At 71.8% G+C, this 26,179-nt stretch carries 23 protein-coding genes and 1 pseudogene; 14 read left to right on the top strand and 10 right to left on the bottom strand.

The window, feature by feature from the left end:
* Window positions 1-7: 7 nt before the first annotated feature.
* Window positions 8-4,231, bottom strand: coding sequence for a polymorphic toxin-type HINT domain-containing protein (locus H4696_RS22195; RefSeq protein ID WP_086856668.1), 4,224 nt, complete (start codon window positions 4,229-4,231; stop codon window positions 8-10).
* A gap of 225 nt (window positions 4,232-4,456) precedes the next feature.
* Here H4696_RS22195 and H4696_RS22200 point away from each other — a divergent pair, with 225 nt between their 5' ends.
* The 6 genes and pseudogenes from H4696_RS22200 to H4696_RS22225 all read left to right on the top strand — a co-directional run bounded on the left by H4696_RS22200 (window position 4,457) and on the right by H4696_RS22225 (window position 10,540).
* The gene (locus H4696_RS22200) at window positions 4,457-4,984 is read left to right on the top strand and encodes a hypothetical protein (RefSeq protein ID WP_086856669.1); all 528 of its coding nucleotides are present in this window, start codon (window positions 4,457-4,459) and stop codon (window positions 4,982-4,984) included.
* Between the two features lie 30 nt (window positions 4,985-5,014).
* Window positions 5,015-6,934: an FG-GAP-like repeat-containing protein gene (locus H4696_RS22205; RefSeq protein ID WP_086856670.1), complete on the top strand. Its 1,920-nt coding sequence runs from the start codon at window positions 5,015-5,017 to the stop codon at window positions 6,932-6,934.
* Window positions 6,935-7,082: 148 nt separating this feature from the next.
* The gene (locus H4696_RS22210) at window positions 7,083-8,819 is read left to right on the top strand and encodes an arabinofuranosyltransferase AftB family protein (RefSeq protein WP_225955771.1); all 1,737 of its coding nucleotides are present in this window, start codon (window positions 7,083-7,085) and stop codon (window positions 8,817-8,819) included.
* 120 nt (window positions 8,820-8,939) lie between these two features.
* Window positions 8,940-9,644 (top strand): S1 family peptidase, encoded by a 705-nt coding sequence (locus tag H4696_RS22215; RefSeq protein ID WP_420831509.1) that lies wholly within the window; start codon window positions 8,940-8,942, stop codon window positions 9,642-9,644.
* Between the two features lie 55 nt (window positions 9,645-9,699).
* Window positions 9,700-10,143: a YdeI/OmpD-associated family protein gene (locus H4696_RS22220; protein WP_086856671.1), complete on the top strand. Its 444-nt coding sequence runs from the start codon at window positions 9,700-9,702 to the stop codon at window positions 10,141-10,143.
* Window positions 10,143-10,540, top strand: a pseudogene (locus H4696_RS22225) (nucleotidyltransferase domain-containing protein). Before H4696_RS22220 ends, H4696_RS22225 begins: the two are co-directional and overlap by 1 nt.
* A gap of 3 nt (window positions 10,541-10,543) precedes the next feature.
* Here H4696_RS22225 and H4696_RS22230 read toward each other — a convergent pair.
* The gene (locus tag H4696_RS22230) at window positions 10,544-11,959 is read right to left on the bottom strand and encodes a class I adenylate-forming enzyme family protein (protein WP_086856672.1); all 1,416 of its coding nucleotides are present in this window, start codon (window positions 11,957-11,959) and stop codon (window positions 10,544-10,546) included.
* A gap of 315 nt (window positions 11,960-12,274) precedes the next feature.
* Here H4696_RS22230 and H4696_RS22235 point away from each other — a divergent pair, with 315 nt between their 5' ends.
* The 6 genes from H4696_RS22235 (at window position 12,275) to H4696_RS22260 (ending at window position 16,459) form a co-directional block, all read left to right on the top strand.
* Window positions 12,275-12,619, top strand: coding sequence for a WXG100 family type VII secretion target (locus H4696_RS22235; RefSeq protein WP_086856673.1), 345 nt, complete (start codon window positions 12,275-12,277; stop codon window positions 12,617-12,619).
* An 18-nt stretch (window positions 12,620-12,637) separates the two neighbouring features.
* Window positions 12,638-12,940 (top strand): hypothetical protein, encoded by a 303-nt coding sequence (locus tag H4696_RS22240; protein ID WP_020644701.1) that lies wholly within the window; start codon window positions 12,638-12,640, stop codon window positions 12,938-12,940.
* A 103-nt stretch (window positions 12,941-13,043) separates the two neighbouring features.
* The gene (locus H4696_RS22245; RefSeq protein WP_086856674.1) at window positions 13,044-13,430 is read left to right on the top strand and encodes a hypothetical protein; all 387 of its coding nucleotides are present in this window, start codon (window positions 13,044-13,046) and stop codon (window positions 13,428-13,430) included.
* On the top strand, window positions 13,427-14,731 hold the full coding sequence (locus H4696_RS22250; RefSeq protein ID WP_086856675.1) for a WXG100 family type VII secretion target: 1,305 nt from the start codon (window positions 13,427-13,429) through the stop codon (window positions 14,729-14,731). Before H4696_RS22245 ends, H4696_RS22250 begins: the two co-directional genes overlap by 4 nt.
* 25 nt (window positions 14,732-14,756) lie before the next feature.
* Window positions 14,757-16,097, top strand: coding sequence for an alpha/beta hydrolase (locus H4696_RS22255; protein WP_086856676.1), 1,341 nt, complete (start codon window positions 14,757-14,759; stop codon window positions 16,095-16,097).
* A complete protein-coding gene (locus H4696_RS22260; RefSeq protein ID WP_086856677.1) occupies window positions 16,094-16,459 on the top strand; it encodes a hypothetical protein in 366 nt (121 codons plus the stop codon). The genes H4696_RS22255 and H4696_RS22260 overlap by 4 nt, the downstream gene beginning before the upstream one ends.
* A 178-nt stretch (window positions 16,460-16,637) precedes the next feature.
* Here H4696_RS22260 and H4696_RS22265 read toward each other — a convergent pair whose 3' ends face one another.
* The 4 genes from H4696_RS22265 to nadA form a co-directional block, all read right to left on the bottom strand.
* Entirely contained in the window at window positions 16,638-17,798 is a 1,161-nt protein-coding gene (locus H4696_RS22265) for a S8 family serine peptidase (RefSeq protein ID WP_086856678.1), read from the bottom strand.
* 72 nt (window positions 17,799-17,870) lie between these two features.
* On the bottom strand, window positions 17,871-18,764 hold the full coding sequence (nadC, locus tag H4696_RS22270) for a carboxylating nicotinate-nucleotide diphosphorylase (protein WP_086856679.1): 894 nt from the start codon (window positions 18,762-18,764) through the stop codon (window positions 17,871-17,873).
* Window positions 18,761-20,404: an L-aspartate oxidase gene (locus H4696_RS22275; protein WP_086856680.1), complete on the bottom strand. Its 1,644-nt coding sequence runs from the start codon at window positions 20,402-20,404 to the stop codon at window positions 18,761-18,763. The genes nadC and H4696_RS22275 overlap by 4 nt, the downstream gene beginning before the upstream one ends.
* Window positions 20,401-21,414, bottom strand: coding sequence for a quinolinate synthase NadA (nadA, locus tag H4696_RS22280; protein WP_086856681.1), 1,014 nt, complete (start codon window positions 21,412-21,414; stop codon window positions 20,401-20,403). Before nadA ends, H4696_RS22275 begins: the two co-directional genes overlap by 4 nt.
* Before the next feature lie 111 nt (window positions 21,415-21,525).
* Between nadA and H4696_RS22285 the strand changes: the two genes are divergently transcribed.
* Both H4696_RS22285 and H4696_RS22290 read left to right on the top strand, forming a co-directional pair.
* Window positions 21,526-22,158 carry an NUDIX hydrolase gene (locus H4696_RS22285; RefSeq protein WP_086856682.1) on the top strand — a complete coding sequence of 211 codons (633 nt, stop codon included), beginning with the start codon at window positions 21,526-21,528 and terminating at the stop codon, window positions 22,156-22,158.
* A gap of 40 nt (window positions 22,159-22,198) precedes the next feature.
* Complete coding sequence (locus tag H4696_RS22290) at window positions 22,199-22,915, top strand: LON peptidase substrate-binding domain-containing protein (RefSeq protein WP_086856683.1); 717 nt, start codon at window positions 22,199-22,201, stop codon at window positions 22,913-22,915.
* 7 nt (window positions 22,916-22,922) lie between these two features.
* Here the strand turns inward: H4696_RS22290 and H4696_RS22295 are convergent, their stop codons facing one another.
* The 4 genes from H4696_RS22295 to bioB form a co-directional block, all read right to left on the bottom strand.
* On the bottom strand, window positions 22,923-23,957 hold the full coding sequence (locus H4696_RS22295; RefSeq protein ID WP_086856684.1) for a M48 family metallopeptidase: 1,035 nt from the start codon (window positions 23,955-23,957) through the stop codon (window positions 22,923-22,925).
* Window positions 23,958-24,007: 50 nt separating this feature from the next.
* Window positions 24,008-24,604: a DUF2567 domain-containing protein gene (locus tag H4696_RS22300; protein WP_086856685.1), complete on the bottom strand. Its 597-nt coding sequence runs from the start codon at window positions 24,602-24,604 to the stop codon at window positions 24,008-24,010.
* 363 nt (window positions 24,605-24,967) lie between these two features.
* On the bottom strand, window positions 24,968-25,171 hold the full coding sequence (bsaP, locus tag H4696_RS22305) for a biotin synthase auxiliary protein BsaP (protein WP_086856686.1): 204 nt from the start codon (window positions 25,169-25,171) through the stop codon (window positions 24,968-24,970).
* On the bottom strand, window positions 25,158-26,171 hold the full coding sequence (gene bioB, locus H4696_RS22310) for a biotin synthase BioB (RefSeq protein ID WP_086856687.1): 1,014 nt from the start codon (window positions 26,169-26,171) through the stop codon (window positions 25,158-25,160). Before bioB ends, bsaP begins: the two co-directional genes overlap by 14 nt.
* Window positions 26,172-26,179 lie beyond the last annotated feature (8 nt).

Below are 26,179 nucleotides of genomic sequence, written 5' to 3' on the forward strand. Positions count from 1 at the left end.
GGTCACATCATCCAAAGGGGTTGGCTACGAGAGCACCGTCTTTGTACCACTTGACCCGAGGCCACGACTCCGGGTGCTCACGGATGTAGTTCAGTTCCCACCCGGTCACGTGACCGTCCATGATCGGGTCCAGACCTTTGCCCTTGTTGGCGGCACCGAGCACGTCATCGATCCCGGACAGGTTGAAGTAGATGGGTGTCTCGCCGTCGGTTACGAAGTTCTTGAACTCCTGGACCCACGAGTCCCCGCCGCTGGCCCACTGCCGGTAGTAGAGAGCGCCGTGGGAATCGGCGAAGTCGTGCAGCGCCAGCGGGTCTTCGTGCACCTCGTTCATACCGAGTGCGATCGGCTTGCACTCGTTGTTGGCGTTGTGGACGAGGACCGGTACGTCCCCGGCGAGCACGAAGTAGGTGTGCACCGCTTCGACGGTCAGGTTGAACGTGCGGAGGCGGTCCTTGTGGTGACGCGCGGTCGCGACGGAAACCTGGCCCCCGCCTGACGTTTCCAGCTCATCGCCGGGTTTCAGGCCGACTGCGGGGACCCAGGAACCAGTACCGGCGTTCCAGAACAGGTGGTGGGCGGTCGTTTCGATGCTCGTGGCTCCACCAGGTGCCGCGACGCGGAGATCGACGAAGTCGGAGTCGTCGTCGGTGACGTGGACGGCGGCGACTTGGTGCTGTTGGAGACGTTCGCCGGGTGGGGAATTGGCGACGAGATCACCCGGCTTGATGTCCTCGATGGATTTCGCCGTCCCGTCGGCCATGAGCACCCGCGTGCCGGGGGCGAAGCTGTTGCTGGCGCAGCCGAGGTTGTCCGCGAGCTGTCTCGCGATCTTGGCCAGCTGACTTTCCCCCAGCCGCGCGTCGTACGCGAGCCTTTCGATGTTCGCGAGTTCCGCGGCCACCTCGGCATCCGCGACATTCAGCAATCCCTTGCCATGCGCCAGGGCGTCGGTCATGGCGGCCGTCAGCTTCCCCGCAGCCGCCAGCCCGAGCTCAGAATCGGCGTTGCCCATCAGGGCGGCGAGGTCGCATTCCGGGCACATCAACGCAAGCAGGCCAGCCAGCACCAAACCCGCGACGGACTCCCCGAGAGCTGTCTCGCCGACCGGTTTGGGTCCCGGCATGAAGTCGGCGCTGAGCAGGTTGCGGCTGTCGAGGCAGTTGCCGAGTTCGACCGTGCCGGGGTCATTCAGCTGGCGGCACAGATCCTGCAGGTGGCTGATGATCCGCTGCTGTTCGGCGGGAGTTCCGCTGAAGAGCTTGATGCAATCCTCGGTGCTCAGCGACTGGGTCACCCAGGCATTGCGGTTGTTGCAGTCCCACGTTCGCTGGTTGATCAGATTCTGCTTTTCCACCGCGGCCTTGTCCACGACGGACTGCCAGGCACTCTTGGCCAGATCGCGCGCGGTAGCAGCACCCTTGCCGGCCTCGATGGCGGCACCGTACGCGATGCTCGCCGAGATGGCGGCGTCCTGCGCGTAACCAGCGGCGTCGCGCGCCGACTTCTGCGCCCACGCCGCCGATGCGCTCGCCTTGTCCGCGGAGACGGCCGCCGACTTCGCGGCCGCCGCCGCGGTGTTCGCGGACGCCTGGGCCTGCTGAGCCGACTCGGCGGCGCGGTTTGCCGCGTCACGCGCTTGGTTCGCGTACGTGGTGGCCTGGGCGGCCGCAGCTTGTGCCTGATCGGCGTAGCCCTGAGCTTCCTGCGCCGCGTTGCGGGCGCGGGCTGCCGCGGCCTGAGCGTCGTTCGCGTCGTGCGTCGCGGTCGCGGCGGCCGCCGTGGCCTGGGCGAGCAGGCTGTCGATCGCCGCGTTGTGCGCGGCGGTGTTCTGGTCGCGCCGGGCGGCGGTGAACTGGCCGACGGTCAGGAACTCGTGCCGCAACGTCGGTGGCCCGTCGATCGCCGCCTGTGCCGCCGCTACGACCTCACGCGCGCCGGCCGTCCGCGCAGCCGCCATGATCTGGTTGACCTGCAGGTCTTCGTCGGTGTTCAGGGCGGTGTACTGCCCGGTGTCGAGGAAGGCGCGCAGCGCCTCGTCGGTGTTCTGGTCCAACGCATGCTGGGCCTGCTGCACCACGACCGTGCGCCCGGCCGTCCGCGCCGCCGCCATGATCTGGTTGACCTGCAACGAATCATCGGTGAAGCGGCCCGGGTAGTCACGGCTGCGCAGGAAGTCCCGCACGGCGGTGTCCGAACCGGCCAGCGCGGTCGCCGCAGCGGATTTGAACCCGGCCGTGGCAGTGGCAGCCGCGCTCAGGTCGGCGAGGACCACGCGATCGTCCTGCCCCGCCGCGGCGGTCAGGCCCACTGTGATGTAGTCGACGACTTCGTCGTCCGAAGCGGCCAATGCCGCCACAGCCGCGGCCTTCGTCCACGGCCCGCCGGCTTCGGCCAGGCGCAGCGCCACCTTCCGGCCGTCGGCCAGCACGGTTTCGCGGCTGGCACCCGCGGTGGTCACCTCGGCGATCAACCGGTTCGTCTCCGCATCCCGGGCACTGGCCTGGTCGAGGTCCCAGCGCGGCGTGATCGCGCGATTCGCGTACTCGTCCAGCGCCGCCTTCGCGGCGTCATCGGCCTGCTGCGCGGCCAGGGCGAGCCGGTCGTCGTCCGCCTTGCGGGCGGCCTGAGCGATCTGCGTGGCCTGGTTGGCCGCGGTGACCGCCGCGTTCGCCGCGGCCGTCGCCGCGTTCGCGTGCCGAGTCGCCTGTGCGGCCGCATCCGCCGCTGCCCCGGCGTGGGCCACCGCGTCGAGGGCGGCCAGTTGTGCATTGTTGGCGTCGGTCGCCGCCGCGTCCGCCGCCGCGGCGGCCTGCCCGGCGGCTTCGGAAGCCTGGTGCGCCCACGCCCTCGATGCGTTCGCCGCCGCGGTGGCACGGTCGGCCTGTGCCCGGGCACGAGCCGCCGCCGCCTTGGCCTGCCGGGCATCCGCACCCGCCGCCGCCGAGTTGTTCGCCGCGTCCGTGGCCGCGTCCGCGGCGATCCGCGACTGCGCCGCGGCGTCTCCGGCCGAGTTGCCCGCGATTTCGGCCTGCTGGGACACGGTCTTCGCGCTGAGCGCCGCGTCTCGCGCCGACGCCGCGCTGACCGCCGCGTCGTGGGCGACCTGCGCCGCCCGGTTGGCGTCGTCGACCTTGCTCTTGTCCCCGATCGCCAAGGCGGCGGCGTCGTACGCGCGGGAAGCGGCATGACCGGCTTGCGACGCCGCGGTCGCCGCACGTGAGGCGGCGATGGCCGCGGTGTGCGCGGCGTTGGAAGCGGCGTTCGCGGCCCCGATCGCCTGCCGTGCGGTCATCGCCGCCTGGTCCGCGGCGTAGGCCGCGTGCGCCGCGGCGTCGGTGGCTTGCTCGACGTGCCCCTGTGCCGCCGCGGCCGCGTCCTTCGCCGCTTGCGCCGCTTTTTGCGCCGCGGCCGCCTCGGTCACGGCGAGGTCCGCTTGGCGCTTGGCTTGGTCCGTCTCGCTCGCGGCTTGCTGCGCGGCAGCCTTCGCCGTCGCGGTCAGTTGGGCGATCGAATCGGTCTCCGCGTCCCGAGCCTGCGCCACCGGGAGGTCGACCGCCAGGAACTGGTTCAGCGCATCGACGGTGTTGGCGTCCAGCGCCTGCTGCGCGACCTTCTTCACCTCCGGGCCGCCGGCCGCCATGATCTGGTTGACCTTGAGATCCTGGTCGATCCGGAAGGGCACCTGCCAGCCGGCGTCCAGGAACGCCTCGAGGGCGTCCGTGGTGTTCGCGTCGAGGGCCTTCTGCGCCGCCTTCTTCACCTGCGGCCCGCCGGCCGCCATCACCTGGTTGACCCGCAGGTCGAGGTCGGTTCCGTGCGGGCTCATCCAGCCCGTGTCGAGGAACGCGTCGAGCGCGGCGTCGGTATTGGCGTCCAGCGCCTGCTGAGCGGCGTTCCTCGTCGCCGGGCCGCCGGTCGCCATCAGCTGGTTGACCCGGAGGTCCAGATCGATGGACGCGTCGAGGTCCTTCTGCGTGGTGAGGAATCGCGTGACGTCGGCGTCCGTGCCGGCCAGCGCAGCGGCCGCATCCCGTTTCGTCGCCGGACCACCGAACTGCCAGAGCCGCACCACCTTCGCGCGATCGCTACCCGGCGGCGTGGCCGTCGTCGCGGCAGCGTGCGCCTGCGGCGCCGCCTGGGCCTGCGGAGCCACCGAAATAGCGCCGACCAGGGAAACGGTCAGTGTCGAAATCAGGGCAGCACGAAATCGCCGTCTCACCACATGCATTTACAGGTTCCCCCTGTTCCACCCTCACGAATGAGGCCACCAGCCACATTCGCCCGCCGGAACATTAACGGGCTGAACAGGTCCCAACAACGGCCAAATGGACGTGATCGACATCACAACTATTCCACCATCATTGATGCCTTAGCCTCACGACGCCCCAGTTTCCGATGGAAGAATGTCGCATTTGGGGCAAAAGTCATGCTCCGACAATCGAAGAGGGGGATCATGCGAGCGCTTTACCGGACAATTCTTGTCATCACGGCCGTCGGCGTCGCCGGCGCAGCGGGTGTGGTGACCGCGCAGGGATCCGAGACCACGACGAGCGATCAGCAACCGTCCCTCGTGGAGGACTTCTCCTACCCCGGCGCGGCGAAGATCCTCGCCGACGACCACGTCCAGCTCATCAGCGGTGACGGCCACATCGTCTACACCGCTTGCCCCACCGGGCAGGACACCATCGGCGTGATCCAGGTGAAGACCACGGAAGCGGTCGGCTCATCGCTCAACGGCCGCGTCTGCTTCAAGGTCCTGGGGGCGAGCGGCGAGCTGACCATGAAGATCCCGGCCGTGTACTCCATCCGCGCCGACGGCCTGTCCGCCGGACAGGGGCACAAGCTCAAGGCCTCGCTCACCACCGACGCCGGCGTGCACTCGACCGTCGACGTCCCGTCCGACGGCATCACCCAGGTCGGCGTCGGGGCCGACCCGAACGGTGACCCGACCACGCTGCTGGAACTCGTCGCCACCACCTGAGGCTCAGTGCACCCAAGAGGGGGAAACCCGATGTCCCATCGCACCAGACGTGCCTCGGCTTTCGCCGCGGCCGTGCTCATCGGCGGTCTGCTGGCCGCCGTCCCGGCAGACGCAGTCTCCGGTGGTACCACCGGAACCTACGGGTTCGCCGCCAAGATCAACGCCGACGGCCGGGCCTGCAGCGGCGCGCTCGTCGAACCCGCGCTCGTCCTGACCGCCGCCAGCTGCTTCCCCGAAATCCCGCAGGGCGGCGTCCCCGCCAAGGCGACCACCGTCACCGTCGGCAGGGCCGACCTTTCGACCACCGCCGGACACGTCGCGAAGGTGACGAACGTGGTCGTGCGGACCGACCGGGACGTGGCGCTCGCCAGGCTCGACACCGCGGTCACCGATGTCGCGCCGCTACCGCTCAGCACTGCCGCAGGCGTTCCGAGCGCTTCGGAGAACCTGACTCTCGCCGGCTGGGGCCGCACGGCCGACGAGTGGGTGCCGAACCAGGTGCACGTCGCGACGTTCACCACGCCGGCCAGTACCGCGACCACCCTGTCGCTGACCGGAGCCAACGGCGCGGACGCCTGCAAGGGCGACGCCGGCGCCCCGGTCTTTCGCCAGAACGGCACCGTGGCGGCCGTCGCGAACTCGTCGTGGCAGCACGGTTGCCTCGCCGAAACCGAGACCCGGCAGGGCACTACCGCGACCCGGGTTGATGACCTGAGCAGCTGGATCCGCGGCCAGGCGATCACCGGCACCGCGAAGGCCGTCGGCCACGGCGTCACGCTGTCGTGGACCCCGCTGGCCGCCTCCGACGACGCGACCTACTCCATCTACGCCAGCTCCACCGGCCCGGCGACCAACAGCGCGACGCAGCTCATCGGCACCACGAAGGCGGCCACCTTCCTCCACTCGGCCACGTCCCGCAAGACGTGGTCCTACCTCGTGGTCGCCTCCGGCGGCGCCGCCAGCCCGCAGTTCACCGCCACCACCGGACCGCGGTCGCTGAGCGACTTCACCGGTGACGGCAAGGCCGACGTCGCCACCTTCACCCGCGGCTCCGCCGGCGACGTCTTCGTGGCTGCCTCCGACGGGACGAAGTTCAACGGCACCAGTGCGTTGTGGCACGACCGGTTCTCGGTCGGCACCGAGATTCCGCTGTCCGGCGATTTCAACGGTGACGGCAAGGCGGACGTGGCGACGTTCAGCCGCGGCAGCGCCGCCGACGTCTACGTCGCGCTTTCCGACGGGACGAAGTTCGACGGCAACGGTGTGCTGTGGGACGACTTCTTCGCGGCCAACAGCGAGACCCCGGCGGTCGGCGACTTCAACGGCGACGGCAAGGACGACATCGCCACCTTCACCCTGGGCACGACCGGTGACGTCTACGTCGCCCTGTCCGACGGCACGAAGTTCGGTGCCAGCTCGATCTGGCACGCCGATTTCGGCTACAACGCCGAACAGCCCTACGTCGGCGACTTCAACGGCGACGGGAAGGACGACATCGCCGTCTTCACCCGCGGCACCGCGGGTGACGTCTACGTCGCGCTCTCCGACGGCACCAAGTTCGTCGGCAACGGCGTGAAGTGGCACGACAACTTCGCCTTCAACAGCGAAACGCCCGCCATCGGCGACTTCAACGGCGACGGCAAGGACGACATCGCCACCTTCACGCGCGGTACCGCGGGTGACGTGTTCGTCGCCCTGTCCGACGGCACGAAGTTCGTCGGCAACAGCATCAAGTGGCACGAGTACTTCGCGGCGAACGACGAGATGCCGGGTACGGGCGACTTCAACGGTGACGGCAAGGACGACGTCGTCACTTTCACCCGCGGCACCGCCGGCGACGTCTACGTCGCCTTGTCGACCGGAGCGAAGTTCGACGCCAGTGCCCCCTGGCACGGCAACTTCGCCTTCAACACCGAGGTCCCGGTTCCCCGGGCCATCGCGATCCTCTGAGCAACAGCGGGCGGGCCCGGCGGGCCCGCCCGCTGTTGCTAGGCTCCAAGGGATCGACAGGTGATCACCCGCGGCCCGGTGCCGCCCGCTGATCCCCGCCTCCGGCGCCGCGTCGACATCACCCCTTGGCACGAGGAGCCCACCCCCGATGAGCACGGTCGTCGCCGACGGATCAGCCGACCGGCTCGTCGAGCCCCCGGCATCGAGACACGTGCGGCTCGGCAACTGGCTCGTGCTCGGGCCCACGATCGCCGTGTTCGCCGTGCTCGCCTGGAACCGGCGCTGGATGAGCGACGACGGGCTGATCGTCCTGCGGACGGTTCGCCAGATCTTGGCCGGCAACGGGCCGGTGTTCAACGCGGGTGAGCGGGTCGAGTCCAACACCAGCACGCTCTGGACCTACCTGCTGGTGGCCTTCGGCTGGATCCCGGGACTGCGGCTCGAATGGCTCGCGGTGGTCCTGGGCCTGCTGTGCTCGACCGGCGGTCTGCTGCTGGCCATGGACGGCACGCGCCGGCTCATCGGCTCCCCACTCGTGGCCCCGGCCGGCGTCCTCGTGCTCATCGCCCTGCCGCCGTTCCGCGATTTCGCCACCTCCGGCCTCGAAACCGGCCTGATCACCCTGTGGCTGGGCACGACGTGGTGGCTGCTCGTCCGGCACGCGCGGCGCACGCCCACCGGCCCGGTCTGGGTCACCGCGCTCGTCATCGGCCTCGGCGTGCTCGTCCGGCCGGACCTGGCCCTGTTCAGCGCGGTGGCCGGGGCCGGGTTGCTGGTGCTCGAATGGCGTGGCTGGCGCCGGGGCCTGTCATGGGCCGCCGCCGCGGCCGCGATCCCGGTGGCCTACCAGGTGTTCCGCATGGGCTACTACGGCCTGCTCACGCCCAACACCGCGCTGGTCAAGGAAGCTTCCGACGCCCTGTGGGGCCGCGGCTGGGCGTATCTGACCGACTTCGCCGGCCCGTACCACCTGTGGATCCCGCTCGCCTTGTGCCTGCTCCTCGCCGGGCTCGGGCTGCGGCGGACCCGGATCGAGCGGCGGGTGGCGGTCGTCGTGGCCGTTCCCCTGCTCGGCGGCCTCGCCTTGGCTCTCTACGTCGTCCGGGTGGGCGGCGACTTCATGCACGCGCGGATGTTGCTGCCCGCGCTGGTCAGCCTCCTGCTGCCGGTGCTGGTCGTCCGGCCCGGGCGAGCGACCGTCGTCCCGCTGGTCGCCCTCGGCATCTGGACGGTCGTCGCCGCCGGGTGGCTTCGCACGAGCTACACCACCTTGCCCGCGGCCGAAGACGAGACGCTGGGCATCGCCGACGAACGAGCCGCCTACGTCGCCGCGAGCCGCCACGAGCACCCGATCCTGGCCGAGGACTTCGAGGAATTCACCGCCCTCACCGACCCGATCAACGCGATGCTCGCCACCGGGCAGGCACCCGCCGTCCTCGTCCAGAACAAGCAGGGCGAGTGGCATCGCTACCCGACGACCAACGGCCGCACCGTCGCCACCTTCTTCAACATCGGCGGCCCCGGCATGCTGCTGCCGCTCGACATGTGGGTGCACGACCCGATCGGCCTGGCCAACCCCGTCGCCGCGCACACCACGCCCTACCCCGGCCGCCGGATCGGCCACAACAAGTACGCCGGCACGCCGTGGGAAGTCGCCGAACTGACCCGGGAAACCCCGGCCGAGCTGACCGTGAACGGTGACTTCACCGTGCCCAGCATCGAGGCCATCCGCGGCATCTTCGCCTGCCCGGCCAACCGGGATGGGCTCGACTCGGTCCGCGCGCCGCTCACCTTCGACCGGTTCCGGCAGAACCTCGTCCACGCCGCCGCCCGCACGAGCCTGCGCTACGACTACGACCCGCGTCACGCCCAGCGCTGCGGCTGATCACCGTCGGCAAGTTACCGACTTCGGTAGGTACCCAAAAATGTCCCACGGAACTTACTTTGTGCTCGTCGCCCGTATTCCGGGGCCGACATCCGGATCACCTGGCCGAAGGGCATTTTCATGCGAATGTCGAGGGCTGTTGCCGTGGTGGGTGCCGCCGCCGCGGTGCTGGGCTTGGTCTCAGCGGGGGTCGCGGACGCCCAGCAGGACATCATCGGCGGGAGCACCGTCTCGTCCGCGCCGTGGGGCGCCCAGATCTACTGGAACAACGTCACCACCTACGGCGGGTTCGAGTGCTCGGGGACGATCATCGCCCCGCAGTGGGTGCTCACCGCCCAGCACTGCCTGAACTCGCCGGGCATGCACGTCAAGGTCGGCAACGTGACGCTCCAGCAGGGCACGAACGCCAACGTCGACCAGCAGAAGGCGTCGCCGAACGGGGACATCGCCCTGCTGCACCTGACGACCGCCGTCAGCACGACGTACATGAAGCTCGGCACCGCCAACCCGCCGACCGGGTCGACCAACCAGATCTACGGCTGGGGCCGCACGCAGGGCAGCAGCCCGCCCTCGAGCACCCTCAAGACCGCGAACGTGCGCGTGACCGGCACCAGCACGGACGCGTTCGGCGGCCGGGCCATCGCCAGCCAGGGCATCGACGGCGCGGCGTGGCACGGCGACTCGGGCGGCCCGGAGCTCTACAACGGCGTCCAGGTCGGCGTGTGCTCGACGGGGAACAACTCCGGTTCGGACCCGCAGGGCACGCAGAACTACGCGAGCATCGCATCGAGCCGCAGCTGGATCCAGCAGACCGCCGGCGTGTGACCCGCCCGTGCCGGCCTCACCGCCCGGGAGGCCGGCACGCGGCATACTCGCGGCCATGGAGTTCGACACGCAGGTGCTGCTCGGCGGCAAGACCGCGACCGGCCTGCCGGTGCCCGGCGAAGTCGTCGAGGCGCTGGGGGCCGGCAAGAAACCCGCGGTCACCGTCACGCTGGGCGGCCACACCTACCGCACTACGGTCGCGAGCCGGGGTGGACAGTTCCTCGTCCCGCTCAGCGCGGAGAACCGGGAGAAGGCCGGCGTCGCCGCGGGGGACGCCGTGACGGTCGAGATCGCCCTCGACACCGCCGCGCGCGAGCTGGAGATCCCGCCGGACCTCGCCGGCGCGCTGGCGGCGGACGACACGGCGCGGGCCCGGTTCGAGAGCCTCTCCTACAGCGCGAAACAGCGGTTCGTGCTGCCGATCGGCCAGGCGAAGACCGAGGAGACCCGGCAGCGGCGGGTCGCCAAGGTGATCACGGACCTGCGCGCCGGGAAGTGATGGACGCGCGCACGGTGCTGCGCGTGCTCGAAGCCGTGGCGCCCAACGCGGTGTGGCTCGCGGGCGGCTGGGGCATCGACGCGCTCCTCGGGCGGCAGACCCGCGAACACGGCGACCTCGACCTGCTGCACCGCGCGAAGCAGGAACCGGCAGTCCTGCGCGCGCTCGAAGCACTGGGGTACCGCGAAACCCTCGACCTCCACCCGCTCCTCTTCGCCGAAGACGGCACGGCCACCCAGAAAGCCGACACCGAAGGCGCGACCTTCCCTACCCCGCGGACTGCTTCGTCACCGGGCACGTCGGCGGCGTCGAAGTACCGTGCCTCTCCGTGGCGCAGCAGATCTTCTTCCACCAGGGGTACGCGCCGCGCCCGCGGGACCTGCGCGCCGGGAAGTGACCCCTAATCCACAATAGACCGTCGCAGCGCAGCCTTGTCCGGTTTCCCCGACGGCGCAACGGGAACCGCGCCCACGAAGCTGAACCGCGCCGGGACCGCGGCCTCCCCCAGCTCCGCCGCCACTCCCTTGCGCACCTCCGCCAGGTCCGGCTCGCGGCCCGGCACCGGGACCACGAACGCGTGCGCCGCCTCCCCGGTCCGCTCGTCCGGGACCGACACGACGTACGCCTGGTCGACGTCCGGGTGCGCCGCGATCGCCCGCTCGATCGGGCCGGTGTAGTGGATGATCGCGTTGACGATCACCACGTCCCGCGCCCGGCCGGACAGGTGCAGGTACCCCGACTCGTCCAGGTGCCCGAGGTCCTGGGTGCGGACCCAGCCGTCGCGCAGCAGGGCCGCGGTGGTGACCTCGTCGCGCCAGTAGCCCGAGAACGCCGACGGGGTGCGGACCCAGACCTCGCCGTCCCGGACGTCGATTTCCACCGTGTCACAAGGCTTTCCGACCGAGCCGAGCCCTTCGTCGGCCCGGCAGATCGTCAGCATCCCGGTCTCGGTCTGCCCGTACGCGTGGTGCATCGCGGGCCCGATCAGCTCGGCCGCTTCGGCCAGTTTGTGCGGCGGTACCGGCGATCCCGCGACGATCAGCGCCCGCAACGCGCTCAGGTCGACGGGCGAGTCGCGCAGGTCGTCGAGGATCCGGTGCAGCCGCGGCACGGTCGTCAGCGCCGCGGTGATCCGCAACCGCGCGAGGACCGCCGGGAAGTCCGGCAGTCCCTCCGGGATCACCGCGGTGCCGCCGGACATCAGCGACACCCCCAGCTGCTCGACCATCACCGCGCTGGCCAGGGAGCCGAACAGCAGGTAGCGCCCGAAGCACGCGCCCAGCCGCTCGTGGGCCGAGCCGGGCAGCGGCGGCCGCCAGACGCGGCCCTCGGTCAGCGCGCGGTAGCTGTAGGCCACGCCCTTCGGGACACCGGTGCTGCCGCTGGTGAACACCACCGTCGCGATGTCCTCGAGCCGCGCGCGGGGCACGGGCTCCTCGTACGCGGCCAGCAGCCCGGCGCCGATCCGCAGCACTGGCACGCCGGCGTCCGCCAGCTCAACCGAGCTGTCCGTGACCACCGCGGAGACGTCGGCGAGGACGTGCCGCAGCTGCGCTTCCGGCAGCCCGGCCCGGACGGCGACCGCGCGGCCGCCGAGCACGTGCACCGCGATCAGCGCGGCGAACCCCTCCGCGGTGACCGCGGTGGCAAGGCCGACGCCGTCACCCGAGCCGAGCCCGGCCGCCCGCAGGCCCGCGGTGAACCGGCCGATCAGCTCCCGCAGCTCGCCGCGCGACGTGACGCGGGAGCCGTGTTCGAACGCGGGAACGTCCGGAGCGCGTTCCAGCTCGTCCAGCAGAGCCTGCGGGTGGACCATCTCGACCGCCTTTCGCCCGGGGGTCCCGGTCTACCGGGCGGATCTCAGAATTTCGGCAGAAGGGGCCGGCCGGGCTCGAGCCGGACCGGCGCATTGACCGGCGTGCGATCATCGGACCGCGGGCCGGACGGTGCCGGTGGCGCGCCCGTGGCGGCAACCGGCGCAGGCCCGGCCACAGCCCTGTAGGTATAAGTGCCGTCACTACGACCGGCAGTTGTGCCGTTTGACCACACTGGCCTCTTTTCTAGCGTGACTTTCACACCGCGCGGACCACCGCGCCAGGGGAATTCACTTCAGGAAGGAGGTGGCCCGTCGATGTCCAGTCCGGGATTCCAGGCAGATTCCGCTGCCATGACGCGCGCCGTCCAGGGTTTCGAGGAAACCGCGACGAACGCCAAGTCCACGATGGCCAGCTTGGAGTCCGAGCTGACCGAGGCCCTGCGCAACTACAAGGGTGACCAGGCCGTGGCGTTCTGGGACCTCCAGCGCCGGCTCCAGGAGAAGATGACCGTGGCCGTGAAGGAGCTCGACACCATGTCGCAGCTCGTCCACACCAGCCACCAGAACTACGGCCGCGGCGACGCCGACGTCCACCAGAGCTTCCAGGGGGTCGGCAACTCCCTCGAGGGCTCGGGCGTGATCCCCCGCCTCAACCCCTGACCCGAGAGGACGCCCACCATGGCCGACGTCGTCGAAATCAATTTCGCCGCGCTGCAGCACAGCTCGGCATCCCTGGCCGCCAAGGCCAAGGCGCTCACCTCGCAGCTGGAGCAGCTGCACCAGAACCTGCAGCCGATCACCGCGACCTGGTACGCCTCCGGCAGCTCCGCCGGTGACGCGGCCCGCCAGTCGGAGACCCGGCTGCGCCAGGCCACCGCGGACATCGTCGCCATCATCGCGCAGTTCGGCGGCAAGGTCGGCGAGGCCCACGACCTCCAGCAGTCGCTGGAGAACCGCAACCAGGGGCTGTTCGCGGGCTGATCCGCGCCCAGACGTCGGTCGGCCGGTGCGGGAAACCCCCCGCTCGCACCGGCCGACCGGCTTTCCCCATGTCCGCCCAGTCGCGCCCAGAGAGCCGGGACCGATGCCAGACCAGTCGTACTACGTCCACCTGGAATCGCTGAAGGACTTCGTGCGGGAGCTGGAAACCCAGATCCACGCGATGTCGAAACCGAACGACTTCCTGCTCACCCTCGGCGCGGAGCCGCTGTTGTTCGGCGAGTTCGGCGAAGCCGGGTCGCTGGCCGACGCGCACCGCGCCGCCGTCTCGGAGATGCAGGGCCTGCTCGACCAGGTCCGCAGCGCGATCGGCTTCGCGCAGGACGTGACCACCACGGTCGCCGACGGCTACCAGAACGCCGACCAGGCCGTGGCCGGGGACCTGCACCACTCGGGTGCCGTCACCAACCTGCTCGACCCGGTGCTCGGGCTGCTGGGCCTCGGTGACTCGGACGGGAGCCGCAAGGGATGACGAAGAACACCGCGCACACGAACTTCGCCGCGTACAGCCACCAGCAGCTCTACGCGATGCTCCAGGCCGGCGACCCGAACAGCGCGCGCCACGCCGCCGACAAGTGGAAGTCCGCCGCCCTGCACCTGCACGAGCAGGCCCACAACCTCAACTCGGAGCTGACCGAGTTCAAGGACCAGTGGACCGGTGGCGCGGCCGACCAGTACCAGCACATGATCGTCGACCTCGCGAACGGCATCTCCAAGGTGGCGCAGACCGCCGAGGCGATGAACGTGATGCTGGGCGACGCCGCCGACGCGCTGGTGAAGGCCAAGAAGGAGATGCCGCCGCCGGTTTCGGTGCCGGACGTCTCCCCCGCCGACGTCGCGCTCGCGGTGAACCCGCCGCTGCTGCCGCCGGACGCGTCCCCCGCTCTCGTGCAGGCCGCGGCGCAGCAGCGCCAGCAGGCCATCGCGAACGTCGAAGCCCAGCAGTCCGCGGCCAACGCCGCCGGGTCGGCGCACGGCAAGGCGATCGTCGTCATGACCGAGCTGGCCGGGGAGTACACCGTGGCCGAAGAGTCGATCCCGGCGTCGCCGAACGCCGTCCCGGTGCCCACGACCCCGCCCACCGGCGGCGGTGCCGGGAGCGCGGGCTCGCCCGGGCTCGTCGGCAACGGCGTGACCGACCCCGGCGTCGTCGTCACCCCCGGCGACGGGCACCCGCTGCCCTCGACCGGCACGCCGCAGCAGCCGGGCACGACCGTCCCGACGTCGAACCCGCTGTTCGGCGACATGTTCACCGCCGGGCTCGCCGCGGCTTCGGCCGCCGCGTTCGGCCGCTTCGGCTCGATCATGCCGCGGGTGCCGTCCTGGGCCACCGGCAAGGACCCGAAGGACAACAAGGACCAGCCGCCCGGCACCAAGCTCGGCGGCGGCGGGGCCGGCGTCGAAGGCGGTGCCGGAGGCGGCATCCCGATCGGCGGGGGCGACGCGCCCTCGATCGGCGGCGGCATCCCCGGCGGGGCCGGCATCGGCGGGGGCGGCGGCGACGCCCCGGCCGCGCACTCCGGCCTGGCCGGCGACGGCGGCTCGGGCAACGCGCTCAGCGGTCTCGCCGGCGGCGCGGCCGGCGCGGTGGGCGCTGCCGCGGCCAAGAGCGCGATGCCGATGATGCCCATGATGCCGATGGGCATGGGCGGTGGCGGCGACATGGGTTCCGGACGCCGGATCCCGGCGTGGCTGGTGGAGACGGAGAACGTCTGGGGCCAGGCGGCCCCGGTCGCCCCGCCGGTGATCGGCGAAGAGCCGGAAGCGTACTGAACCACTCTAGGAACGGAGGCGGGCCGTGACGGCTGCCGGCTATCGCGTCGCCCCGGCCCGCCTCGACACCGTGGCCGGCGAGTTCGGCTCACGCGCGGACGCCCTGGGCGCCGCGCAGCAGGCGGTGGCGGGCGAGAAAGTCCCCGCCGCCGCGTTCGGCCAGGTCAGCGAGTCCGCGGCCGCGGCAAAGACGTTCGAAAAGACGATGACGGAGCTGGGCGAGAAGCTCGGCGAGCACGTCTCCCGCGCGAAGAAGCTCCAAAGTGGACTGACCGAGTCGGCCGCCGGCTACCGCCGCACCGACGCGCAGGTCGCCGCGATGTACCGGGCGCTGCTGCCCGAAGACCCGCTGCCGAAGGCCGGGAACCCCGCCGGTATCGGCGGTGCCGCGGACACCGGCCCGTGGGCGCACGCGATCGAGGAGAACCGCGCGAAGGTCTCCGACGCGCTGACGGCCGAACGCGCCAAGCTGGCCGGGCTGACCGACGCCGACGAGATCGCGCGGTCGCAGGCACGGATCAAGCTCTACGAAGACATCCTCGCGAACAACCGGCAGATCCTGCGGTTCGACCCGGCGGGCAACGGCCGCATCGCCGAACTGGTCGGCCACATCGAGCCGGGGACGCGGAACGTCGGGTTGTTCGTCCCCGGCGTCAACACGCAGATGTCCAACTTCGACGCCTACGCCGGCCTCGGGCGCAGCCTGGTGGCCGCGGACCCGACCGGGCGCACCGCGATGGTCGTCTGGGCCGACGGGGTGTTCCCGCAGAACCCGGTCGTGCAGGGCCCGGACGCGAGCTACGCGCAGACGATGGCCCCCGACCTCAAGAACTTCACCGACGACCTGCGCGGCGAGATCTCGAGCCACGCCGGCTCCGGCGTCACGCTGACCGCGATCGGGCACAGCTACGGCGGCGCCACGGTCGGGCTGGCCGAGGCGCACGGCCTCGACGTCGACCGCGTCCTGCACGTCGAGTCGGCGGGCATGGGCCACGGCGTGTGGTCGCCGTCGGACCTGCCGGCGAGCCAGGCGGGCGTCCAGCGCTACTCGATGACGGCACCGCTCGACCCGATCGAAATCGCCCAGGGCAACGCGTGGGGCCTGGAGTGGACCGGCATCGGCCACGGCGCGGACCCGGACACCTTCCCCGGCGTCACCGAGCTGGAGACCGGCCGCGCCGCGGACGGCTCGCAGTTGTGGGGCCTGTCCTCGCACAGTGACGTGCTGAAGCCGGGTTCGGAGTCGTGGACGAACATCTACCGGGTGATCACCGCCGGACCGGTGACCCCGGACGGCACCTTCGACCCCCGTGGCATCCTCGAGCACGGCGTCGAATTCCTGAACGACGGGGGTGTGCTGCGATGAGCCCGGAGCTGGACCGGCTGGCCGTCGAGCTGACCGCCGTGATCGACGGCGTCGCGGAGGTCTTCGGCGACGGCGCGGACCGGACGGTCGAGGGCGAGCTGGACTGCGACCCGACCCGCCCGGGGCAGCTGCTGTGCTGGCAGTACGGCGTCCGGCTCGAACACCCCGGCGAGCCGGAACGCCGCCTGGCCGAGGTCGTCCTGCCCACGCTCTCCGAGCGCGGCTGGCAGGCACACGACCGGAGCACCCCGCGCGAGCTGATCGCCCGCTTCAGCCGCGAGGGCGCGGACTTCACGGTCCACGTGGCCCGGGCGAGCCAAGCGGTGGCGATCATCGGCTCGACCCGCCCGGTCCCGGCCTGACCCGCTGTCCCCCGCGCCCCAATGTGGCGTTGGGTGCGTTGAATGGGCACCGCGGCGCGAAGCGCCTCCGCTGAGGGTGGTGGCGGGGGCATGGATGGAGCACCGAACGCCACATTGGGTGCGCTCAACGCACCGAACGCCACATTGGGGGCATGCGGGAGCTGGCCCGAAAGCCGGTCTACGGCGTGAAGCGCGACGGCCGCCAGCCACGACGGCGCCCCCGGCGGACAGCGGCGACCGCGACACCCGCCGCCGCGGCCAAGCCGACCCCGGCCAGCGCGATCGTGCCCGCCGGGACATCGGAAGGGTGCTCCGCCGCGGCCGCCGCCGGGACCACGTCGGGCTCGGTGGCCGCCGGGGCGACCGAGCCGGGCGGGGCGATGTTCGCGGGCAGCGTCGACGAGACCGCCACGTACGCGTCCAGCACTCCCCAGCCGAGCCGCGCGTCGTGGCCGCCCGAAGCCGGGCGGTGGGCCGTCAACGTGAGACGGGTGGCGACCTGGTCGCCGGTCAGGTCCGGGTGGTACGCGCGGACCAGGGCCGCGACCCCCGCGACGTACGCCGCCGCCAGGCCGGGGTCGGTGACCGGCCAGCGGTGCGCGATCGCGCCGCCCGCGCCGGCCGAGGTGCTGACCAGTTCCGCGCCCGGTGCGGCGACGCCGACGTAGTCGCCGGCCTCGGTCTGCACCGGCTCGCCCGCCTGGTTCACCGAGCCGACGGCCAGTACCCCGGACGTCGCCGTCGGGTACGTGCGCGCGCCCTGCTGGGTCGCCGCCGCCGCGGAGACGACCACCGCGCCTTCCGACCGCGCGCGCGAAACCGCGCCCGACAGCGCCGGGCTGTCGAACGCCGCCGGGACGGCGATCAGGATGACGCTCGCGTGCCGGTCGATCGCCGTGTCGATCGCGCCGGCCAGCGCGCCCGGGTCGCCGCCGTCCTTCGCCGAGCTGTCGGTGTAGCGGATCGGCAGCAGGCGCGCGCCCGGCGCGACGCCGGCGAACGACGTCGACGGATCCGGTTGCGCGGCGACGATCCCGGCCGCGATCGTGCCGCGGCCGTCGCAGTCGGTGGACTCGGTACCCGCGCCGCCTTCGAGCTGGCCGGGCCGGAACTGGCCGTTCTGCCCGTCCACGCCGGTGCCGATCACGGCGACCAGCTGGCCGTCACCCCGCGTCAGCGGCCACAGCCGCGTGGGGTCGATTTGGCGCTGACCCCATGGGACGGCGCCGGAATACGTGCCGGACGGGTTCGCGCACTGCGCTTCCGGGGCCGCGGCCGCCGCCACCGGCAAGCCGACCGTGACCAGGCCCGCGACCGCGAGCGCCGCCGGTATCCGCACCCGAACCCCCGAACCGAAAGACGGTGGCGGAAAAGGACTTCCGCCACCGCCAGTCTAGCCGGGAACCCCGCCTCAGCGAAGGTCCATGCCGAGATCCAACGCGGGTGAAGAGTGCGTCAGCCCGCCCACCGAAAGGTAGTCCACACCGGACCGCGCATAGGCTTTACCACGGTCGACGGTGAGCCCACCAGAGGATTCCAGCCGCGTCTTCGGGGAAACCTCGTCGCGGCGCGCGACCGCCCGGCGGCACTGCTCGGGCGTGAAGTTGTCCAGCAGCACCTCGTCCGCGCCCGCGGCCAGCGCCTCCTCGAGCTGCTCGAGCGTGTCGACCTCGACCTCGCACGGCAGTTCCGGCGCGTGCGCGCGGGCCGCGGCCAGCGCCGCCGTCACCGAACCCGCGGCGACGACGTGGTTGTCCTTGATCAGCACGGCGTCGCCGAGGCCCAGCCGGTGGTTCACGCCACCGCCGCAGCGGACGGCGTACTTCTGCAGCAGCCGCAGCCCCGGCAACGTCTTGCGGGAGTCGCGGATCGCGCAGCCGGTACCGTCCACTTCGGACACCCAGGCGGCGGTCGCGGTGGCGACGCCGGAGAGGTGGCAGAGCAGGTTCAGCGCCGTGCGCTCGGCGGTGAGCAGCCCGCGCACCGGGCCGGCGAGCACCAGCGCGGGCTCCCCCGCGACCAGCCGGTCGCCGTCCTCGCGCCGGGCCAGCACCTCGTAGCCGTCGCCCAGCACCATGTCGAACACAGCGAGCGCCACCGGCAGCCCGGCCACGACACCGTCGACGCGCGGGGTCAGCTCCGCCACGGCGGTCGCGGAAGCGGGCACCGTCGACGCCGTCGTCGCGTCGGGCCCGTACCGCAGGTCTTCGCCGAGCGCGGTGGTGACCACCCGCTTGACGTCTTCGACGTCGAGGCCCGACGCGGCGATCAGCCGCAGGACCGGTTCGGAGATCGGGAACGTCATGCCACGCCCTCCAGGGGGATCGGGTCGGCCAGCACCGGCTGGCCGGACGGGCTGAGCCGGATGACCTGGCTGCGCCGCCAGTTCTCGTCCCGCTCCGGGAAGTCGGACCGCACGTGGCAGCCGCGCGACTCGGTGCGCCGGACGGCCGCGGCGAGCAACGCCTGCGCCACCACGGTCAACGCCGCGTCCTCGACCGCCGCATGTGTCCACAATGGACTGTCCTGAGTCGACAAGTCGAGCACCGAAACCGCGGCGGCGAGCCCGTCTGCGTCGCGGCCGATCGCCGCGTACCGGCTCATCACCCGCTGCAGCGCGTCGCGCTCGGCGGCGGGCGCGGTGGTCCACGACGGCAGCCGCCCGCGCGCGGGGTCGGCGAGCAGCCCGGCCGCGAGGTCCGCCGCGACGGCCTCCGCCACGCGCTGCCCGACCACCAGGCCTTCGAGCAAGCTGTTGGAGGCCAGGCGGTTCGCCCCGTGCAGGCCGGTCCGCGCCACCTCGCCCGCGGCGTACAGGCCGGGCACCGAAGCCCGTCCGTCCACTGTGGTCATCACCCCGCCGCACGAGAAGTGCGCCGCCGGCGTCACCGGGATCGGGTCGACGGCCGGGTCCAGCCCGAGCGCCCCGCAGGCCGCGTACACGGTCGGGAACCGGGCCGCGAACCCGGCGATCGAGGTCGCGTCGAGGAAGACGTGGTCGTCGATGCCACCGGGCGCGGTCGCCATCCGCCGCGTGATCGCCGCCGAGACGACGTCGCGCGGGGCGAGGTCGCCGAGCGGGTGCACGCCGCGCATCACCGGCAGGCCGGCGCCGTCGACCAGGGTCGCGCCCTCGCCGCGGACCGCCTCGGTGACCAGCGGGCAGCGCCCGCGGGCGCCCGGGGTGTACAGGACGGTCGGGTGGAACTGGACGAACTCGACGTCCGCCACGGTGGCCCCGGCGCGCAGCGCGAGCGCGATCCCGTCACCGGTGGCGATCTCCGGGTTCGACGTCGCCTGGTAGAGCTGCCCGATCCCGCCGCTGGCCAGCAGCACGGCCGGCGCGCGGACGACACCGGGAACGCCGTTCCGGTCGAGCACCGTGACCCCGGCGATCCGCCCGCCGGGCGTGCGCAGTGCGTCGACGGCGATGTGGTGCTCCAGGACCGGCACCCGCGTCTCCCCGGCCCGCGCGACCAGGGCGCGTTCGACCTCGGCGCCGGTCGCGTCGCCGCCCGCGTGGATCACGCGGAACGCGCTGTGCCCGCCCTCGCGGGTCCGGGCGAGCAGGCCGGGGGCGGCGGCGTCGAACTCGGCGCCGTCGGCCCGCAGCCGGGCGACCGCGGCCGGGCCGCCGTCGAGGATCGACCGCGCCGCCACCTCGTCGACCAGGCCGGCGCCCGCGGCGAAGGTGTCTTCCGCATGTTTCGCGACCGAGTCGCCGTGGTCGTGCTCGTGCTCCAGGACGACGGCGACGCCGCCCTGCGCCCAGCGCGTGTTGCCGTCCGCGACCGCCGCCTTGGTGACCACCAGGACGTGCAACCCGAGCGCCTGCGCCCGCAGCGCCGCGGTCAGCCCGGCGACGCCGCTGCCGACCACGACCAGATCCGCGAACGCTTCCCAGACCGGGGTTTTCGCCTGGGGGTCATTAACCGGCGGCGTCATTCGCCGCCGCCGGGCTGCCCGATCTCGATCATCCGCTGCACCGAAGCCTTCGCGCGGGCGGCGGTCTCGAGGTCGACGTGGACCTCGTCGAGGCCCTCGCGCAGGCACCGCAGCAGCGCCGCGGGGGTGATCATCTTCATGTACCGGCAGGACGCCCGGTCGTTCACCGCGCGGAAGTCGATGCCCGGCGCGGCCTTGCGCAGCTGGTGGATCATGCCGATCTCGGTGGCCACCAGCACGGTCTTGGCCTTGGTGTCGCGGGCCTCGTGGACCATGTCGCCGGTGGAGAGGATCTTGACCCGCTCCGGCGCCACCGCACCCTCGCCGGCGAGGTAGAGCGCCGACGTCGCGCAGCCGCACTCGGGGTGGATGAACAGGTCGGCGTCCGGGTCCTCGGCCGCGCGCTCGGCCAGCTCCGCGCCGTTGATCCCGGCGTGGACGTGGCACTCCCCGGCCCAGATGTGCATGTTCTCCCGGCCGGTCACGCGCTTGACGTGCGCGCCGAGGAACTGGTCGGGCAGGAAGAGAACTTCCTGGTCAGCGGGGATGCTGGCGACGACGTCGACCGCGTTCGAGGACGTGCAGCAGATGTCGGTCTCGGCCTTCACCTCGGCCGTGGTGTTGACGTAGGAGACGACCACCGCACCCGGGTGCTCGGCCTTCCAGGCGCGCAGCTCGGCGCCGGTGATGGAGTCGGCGAGCGAGCAGCCGGCCCGCGCGTCCGGGATCAGGACGGTCTTCTCCGGCGCGAGGATCTTCGCGGTCTCGGCCATGAAGTGCACGCCGCAGAAGACGATGGTGGACGCGTCGCTGCTCGCCGCGATGCGGCTGAGCGCGAGGGAGTCGCCGGTGTGGTCGGCGATGTCCTGGATCTCCGGGACCTGGTAGTTGTGCGCGAGCAGGACCGCGTCGCGCTGCTTCGCCAGGCGCCGCACCTCCTCCGCCCAGGCCGCGTTCGCCTCGACCCCGCCGAACGGGGTGAGGCCTTCCGGAACCAACGTGGTGGTCATCTGGCCCTCCTGGACCGGTCTCCGGTTTTCGCCTTACAATCGAAAACCGTGCGAAGTCATCTTAACACCCAGGCCCCCCTGGCCCACGAGGTTTTGGGCGCGGTCCTTCAAGTGCGCTCGGACACACTGCGGGTGCTGCTCTGGCGCCGCGCGCTCGACCCGCACCTCGGCCGCTGGTCACTGCCGGGCGGCCGGCTGCGGCCCGACGAGGACGTCGAAACGTCCGTCCGGCGCCAGCTCAAGGAGAAGGTCGACGTCCGCCAGCTGAAGCACGTCGAGCAGCTCGCGGTGTTCAGCGACCCGCACCGCGTCCCCGGCCCGCGCGTGGTGGCGACGGCGTTCCTCGCGCTGGTCCCCTCCGACGTCGACCCCGAAGTGCCCGAGGACACCGAGTGGCACGACGTCGCGAAGCTGCCGCGCACGGCGTTCGACCACGAGGCGATCGTGCTGCGCGCCCGCGACCGGCTGCGCTCGAAGCTCTCCTACACCAACCTCGGGTTCGCGCTGGCCCCCGACGAGTTCACGATTTCCGCGCTGCGCGGCCTGTATTCGGCGGCGCTCGGCTACCGCGTCTCGGCGACCAACCTGCAGCGGGTGCTGTCCCGGCGCGGGCTGCTGGTTCCCACTGGTCACACCGCCGCACCGGGCCGCGCGGGCGGGCGTCCGGCGGCGCTGTTCTCCTTCGCGGGCAAGGGCATGCAGATCACTGATCCGTTCGCCGTCTTCAAGCCGCCGAACCGGTGACCGTGCTGCGGGCTGTGTGTTCTCCCCTTACCGTGGACGCGTGACCGAGCCGGAATCGGAAAGTGACGCGACGACGACGATCCTGCCGTTGTTCCCACTGCAGACCGTGCTGCTGCCCGGCACCAAGCTCCCGCTGCACATCTTCGAACCGCGCTACCGGCAGCTGACGGCGGACCTGGTGAGCGGCACGGTGCCGGGCCGCGAGTTCGGCGTGGTCGCGCTCCGCTCGTCACTGACCCGCGAGGTACGTGGTCTGGACCAGCTGTACGAGATCGGCTGCAGCACGGTGCTGCGCGAGGCCAAGCGCCTCCCGGACGGCCGCTTCGACGTCGTCACGCAGGCCCGCCGCCGCTTCCGCCTGACCGACCTCGACTGCACGTCGGCGCCGTACCTGATCGCCTCGGTGACCTGGCTCGACGACGACCCGGTGGCCCCGTCCGGCGACATGGCCAGTCGGCTGGCACTGGTCGCCCGCGCGGCCCACCAGCGCTACTGCGAAACGGCGTGGCGCAGCGACGACTGGAACGCCCCGGACCCGGACACGACGGTCGACGAGCTGGCCTACCAGCTGGCCACGGACTGCCTGCTGCCGCTGGAGGACCGCCAGCGCCTCCTGGAGGAACGCCACCCGCTGCGCAGGCTCCGCATCGCGTGCCGGCTGCTGACGCGCGAAACGGGGTTCCTGAACACGCTGGGCGCGGTGCCGCTGCCGCCGGGCGAGCTCACCGACCTGAGCCGCCCGGCCAGCTTGAACTGACCCGCGCTCAGGAACCGTTCCCGTTGCCGTTCCCGAACTTGTTCCACACCTTCCCCGCCGCGCCCGAAACCGCCTCGCCGACGTCGCTGAACACCTTCGTCAGCGGGTCCGCCGACGAATTCCACGATTCCTTGTACGACTGCGCGGCCGACTTGAGGTCGTCCTTCCAGTCCGACCCCGGCTTGTCCCCGTCCCGCCGCGGGTAGTCGCCCGCCAGGATCGCGCGGTACTCCGGCGAAGCCGCCCAGCGCTGCAACTGCGCCGCGCGGACCACCGCGAACGGGTGCGACTCCGTCTCGACGAACTTGAGCTTGAGGAAGCTGTCGCGGATGTCCTCGACCGACTCGTACTCCGACGCCTGCTGCAGGAACGACGGGATGTCGATGCGGGCCGGGTCGATGCCGCCCGCGACCTGGATCTGCGCGCGCAGCGCCGCCGTCGGGTCCTGGCCGCAGAGCAGGCCCGCGCGGTCGCACGACAGCTCCGCCTTGCGGAACCACTCGCGCAGCGCCGCGATGATCGCCCGGATGCCGAGCGCGCTGACCGGCGTCCACGACATCGACAGCTGCAGGCTGATCAGGCGCACCATCATCGTGCGGTACACCGCGTGCCCGGACAGCACGTGCCCCATCTCGTGGCCGAGCACGAACCGCAGTGAATCGAGGCTCATCAGCTCGACGAGCCCGGTGCTGAGCCGGATGAACGGCTCGTCCATGCCGACCGTCTCCGCGCGGATCCGCGGGTCCTGGAAGACGAACACGTTCGGCACGGCGGGCAGGTCGAGCGTCTCGGCGCACTCGTGGCGCAGGCGCTCGAGCTCCGGGTACTGCTTCGGCCCGACGCGGATCGACGAAGCGAGCGCCATCAGCCGCTCGCCGCGCTCGTTGTAGAACCCCGAAATGGCCTTGACGACCTGCGCGAACCCGGGCACCGCGCGCAGCGTCGCGAGCGCGCCGCGATCCACCGGGTGCTCGTAGGCGCGCGGGCTGATGCCCGGGAACCGGACGGCGTCGCGCCGCGAAACCTCGATGTCTTCGGTCACTGCCGGAAACCCCCCTTGTGAGTGAAGGGGACCAGCGTAGGGCAAACCGGTCAGCCGAGGCGGCGACCCAGGTCGTCGCGGCCGTTCCAGGTGGCCAGCAGGCTGTAGGCGATCGACACGCCGAGCGGGCCGGTGAGCAGCACCCACCACGACTCCAGCCGCGGCGCCAGCTCGATCACCGAGCCGAGCGGGGGCGGGCTGGTGATGGCGTAGTGGCTGTTCGCCCAGGTCACGCCGAGCAGGATGGCGAGCGCGCCCGCGAGGGCCACGCCGAGCAGGGCGGCGAGGAAGACGACCGGGCCGCGGCGTTCGCGCAGCAGCCAGGTGACGACGCCGACGACGATCCCGAGCCCGAGCGTCATCAGCCCGAACACGGCGAGGTCGTCGAAGCGGTGCCAGCTCTCCAGCTCCAGGGCGCCCTGCGTGCCGTCGGCGGCGATGATGCGGACGCGTTCGGGCGGCGCGAGGCGGGACCAGGCGAAGGCGAGCGGGAAGCTCAGCAGCCCGACCGTGCTGAACACGCTCAGCGCGGGCAGCAGGTCGGCCTTGACGACCACCCGGGGCCGCCGTTCCCGGAACAGCACGGGCACCGTCCACGGACCGGCCACGGCCGACGGCCGGTGCGCGGGCCCCGACGTCTCGCTCACCCGGACTCCCTCCTGCGACTGTGCCCACCGCGGCTCCGCCAACCGGAGCCCCCGAAAGCATGCGTGTTGCGACCGAGGGTAACCGGTCGGGGTGCGCGACCGGCGAGCCGCTCGCCCGTGTCGCGACGTCGTGAACGAGTCGTTCACCGCGCCGAGGCCAGGGTCCCGGCAAAGTCGCGCGGCCAGGCCACTCCGCCGCCGGTAACCCGCACGCCCCACGTCTTGAATGACTCATTCAGGTCTTCGGATGTCCTGAATGACTCATTCAAGACGCCGGCGCACCGCTGCGGACCGCACCGACCCGACTTTGCCGGGGCCCTGGCGTCCGAGGCCGTGAACGAGTCGTTCACCGCGCCGAGGCCGTCAGCCGCTCGCCGTCTCGCCGTGCCTGCTGCAACGGGCCGTCCAGCCGAGCGGGCTCACCTGGACCACCAGCCGCCGGGCGCAGTGCGTGCAGTAGCGCGGGGGTTCCAGCGCCGTCCGGGGGTTGTGGCACGCCGGGTGGTCCGCCCCACCCGGCGATTCCTGTCCACAGTGGACGCAGAAGGAAGCGTCAGAGGCTGTCACTGAGGGCCTTGATGGGCATCTTGAGCTCGTCGAGCATCTCGAGGTCCGCCGAAGCCGGCCGGCCCAGGTTGGTCAGGTAGTTGCCGACGATGATCGCGTTGACGCCGCCGAGCATGCCCTGCTCCGCGCCGAGGTCGCCGAGGGTCAGCTCGCGGCCGCCGGCGAAGCGCAGCATCGTGCGCGGCATCGCGAGCCGGAACGCCGCGACCGTGCGCAGCGCGTCCTTGCCCTCGACGATCTCGTAGTTCTCGTACGGCGTGCCGGGCTGCGGGATGAGGAAGTTCATCGGCACCTCGTGCGGGTTCAGCTCGGCCAGCTGCACCGCGAACTCCGCGCGCTGCTCGACCGTCTCCCCCATGCCGATGATGCCGCCGCAGCAGACCTCCATGCCCGCCTCGGCCACCATCCGCAGCGTGTCCCAGCGCTCCTCCCACGTGTGCGTGGTGACCACCGCGGGGAAGTGCGAGCGCGCCGTCTCGAGGTTGTGGTTGTAGCGGTGCACGCCCATCTCGACGAGCTCGTCGACCTGCTCCTGCGTGAGCATGCCGAGCGAGCACGCGATCTGGATGTCGTTCCCGTCTTCCCGGATCGCCTTCACGCCCTCGCGGACCTGCGACAGCAGCCGCTTGTCCGGGCCGCGGACGGCGGCGACGATGCAGAACTCCGTCGCGCCGGTCTCGGCGGTCTGCCGGGCGGCCTTGACCAGGTTCGGGATGTCGAGCCACGCCGAGCGCACCGGCGTCGGGAAGCGGCCGGACTGGGAGCAGAAGTGGCAGTCCTCCGGGCAGCCGCCGGTCTTCAGGCTGATGATGCCCTCGACCTCCACCTCGGGCCCGCACCAGCGCATCCGCACCTCGTGCGCGAGCGCGAGCAGGTCGGGCAGCCGGTCGTCGGGCAGCCGCAGCACCTCGAGGACCTCGGCCTCTCCCAGGCCGGCGCCGGTTTCGAGGACGAGTTCACGGGCGTGGGCGAGGACGTCGGTGTCCGGAACTGCGGTCAAGGCGTCTC

The sequence above is a fragment of the Amycolatopsis lexingtonensis genome, from assembly GCF_014873755.1.
Classification (GTDB): Bacteria; Actinomycetota; Actinomycetes; order Mycobacteriales; family Pseudonocardiaceae; genus Amycolatopsis; species Amycolatopsis lexingtonensis.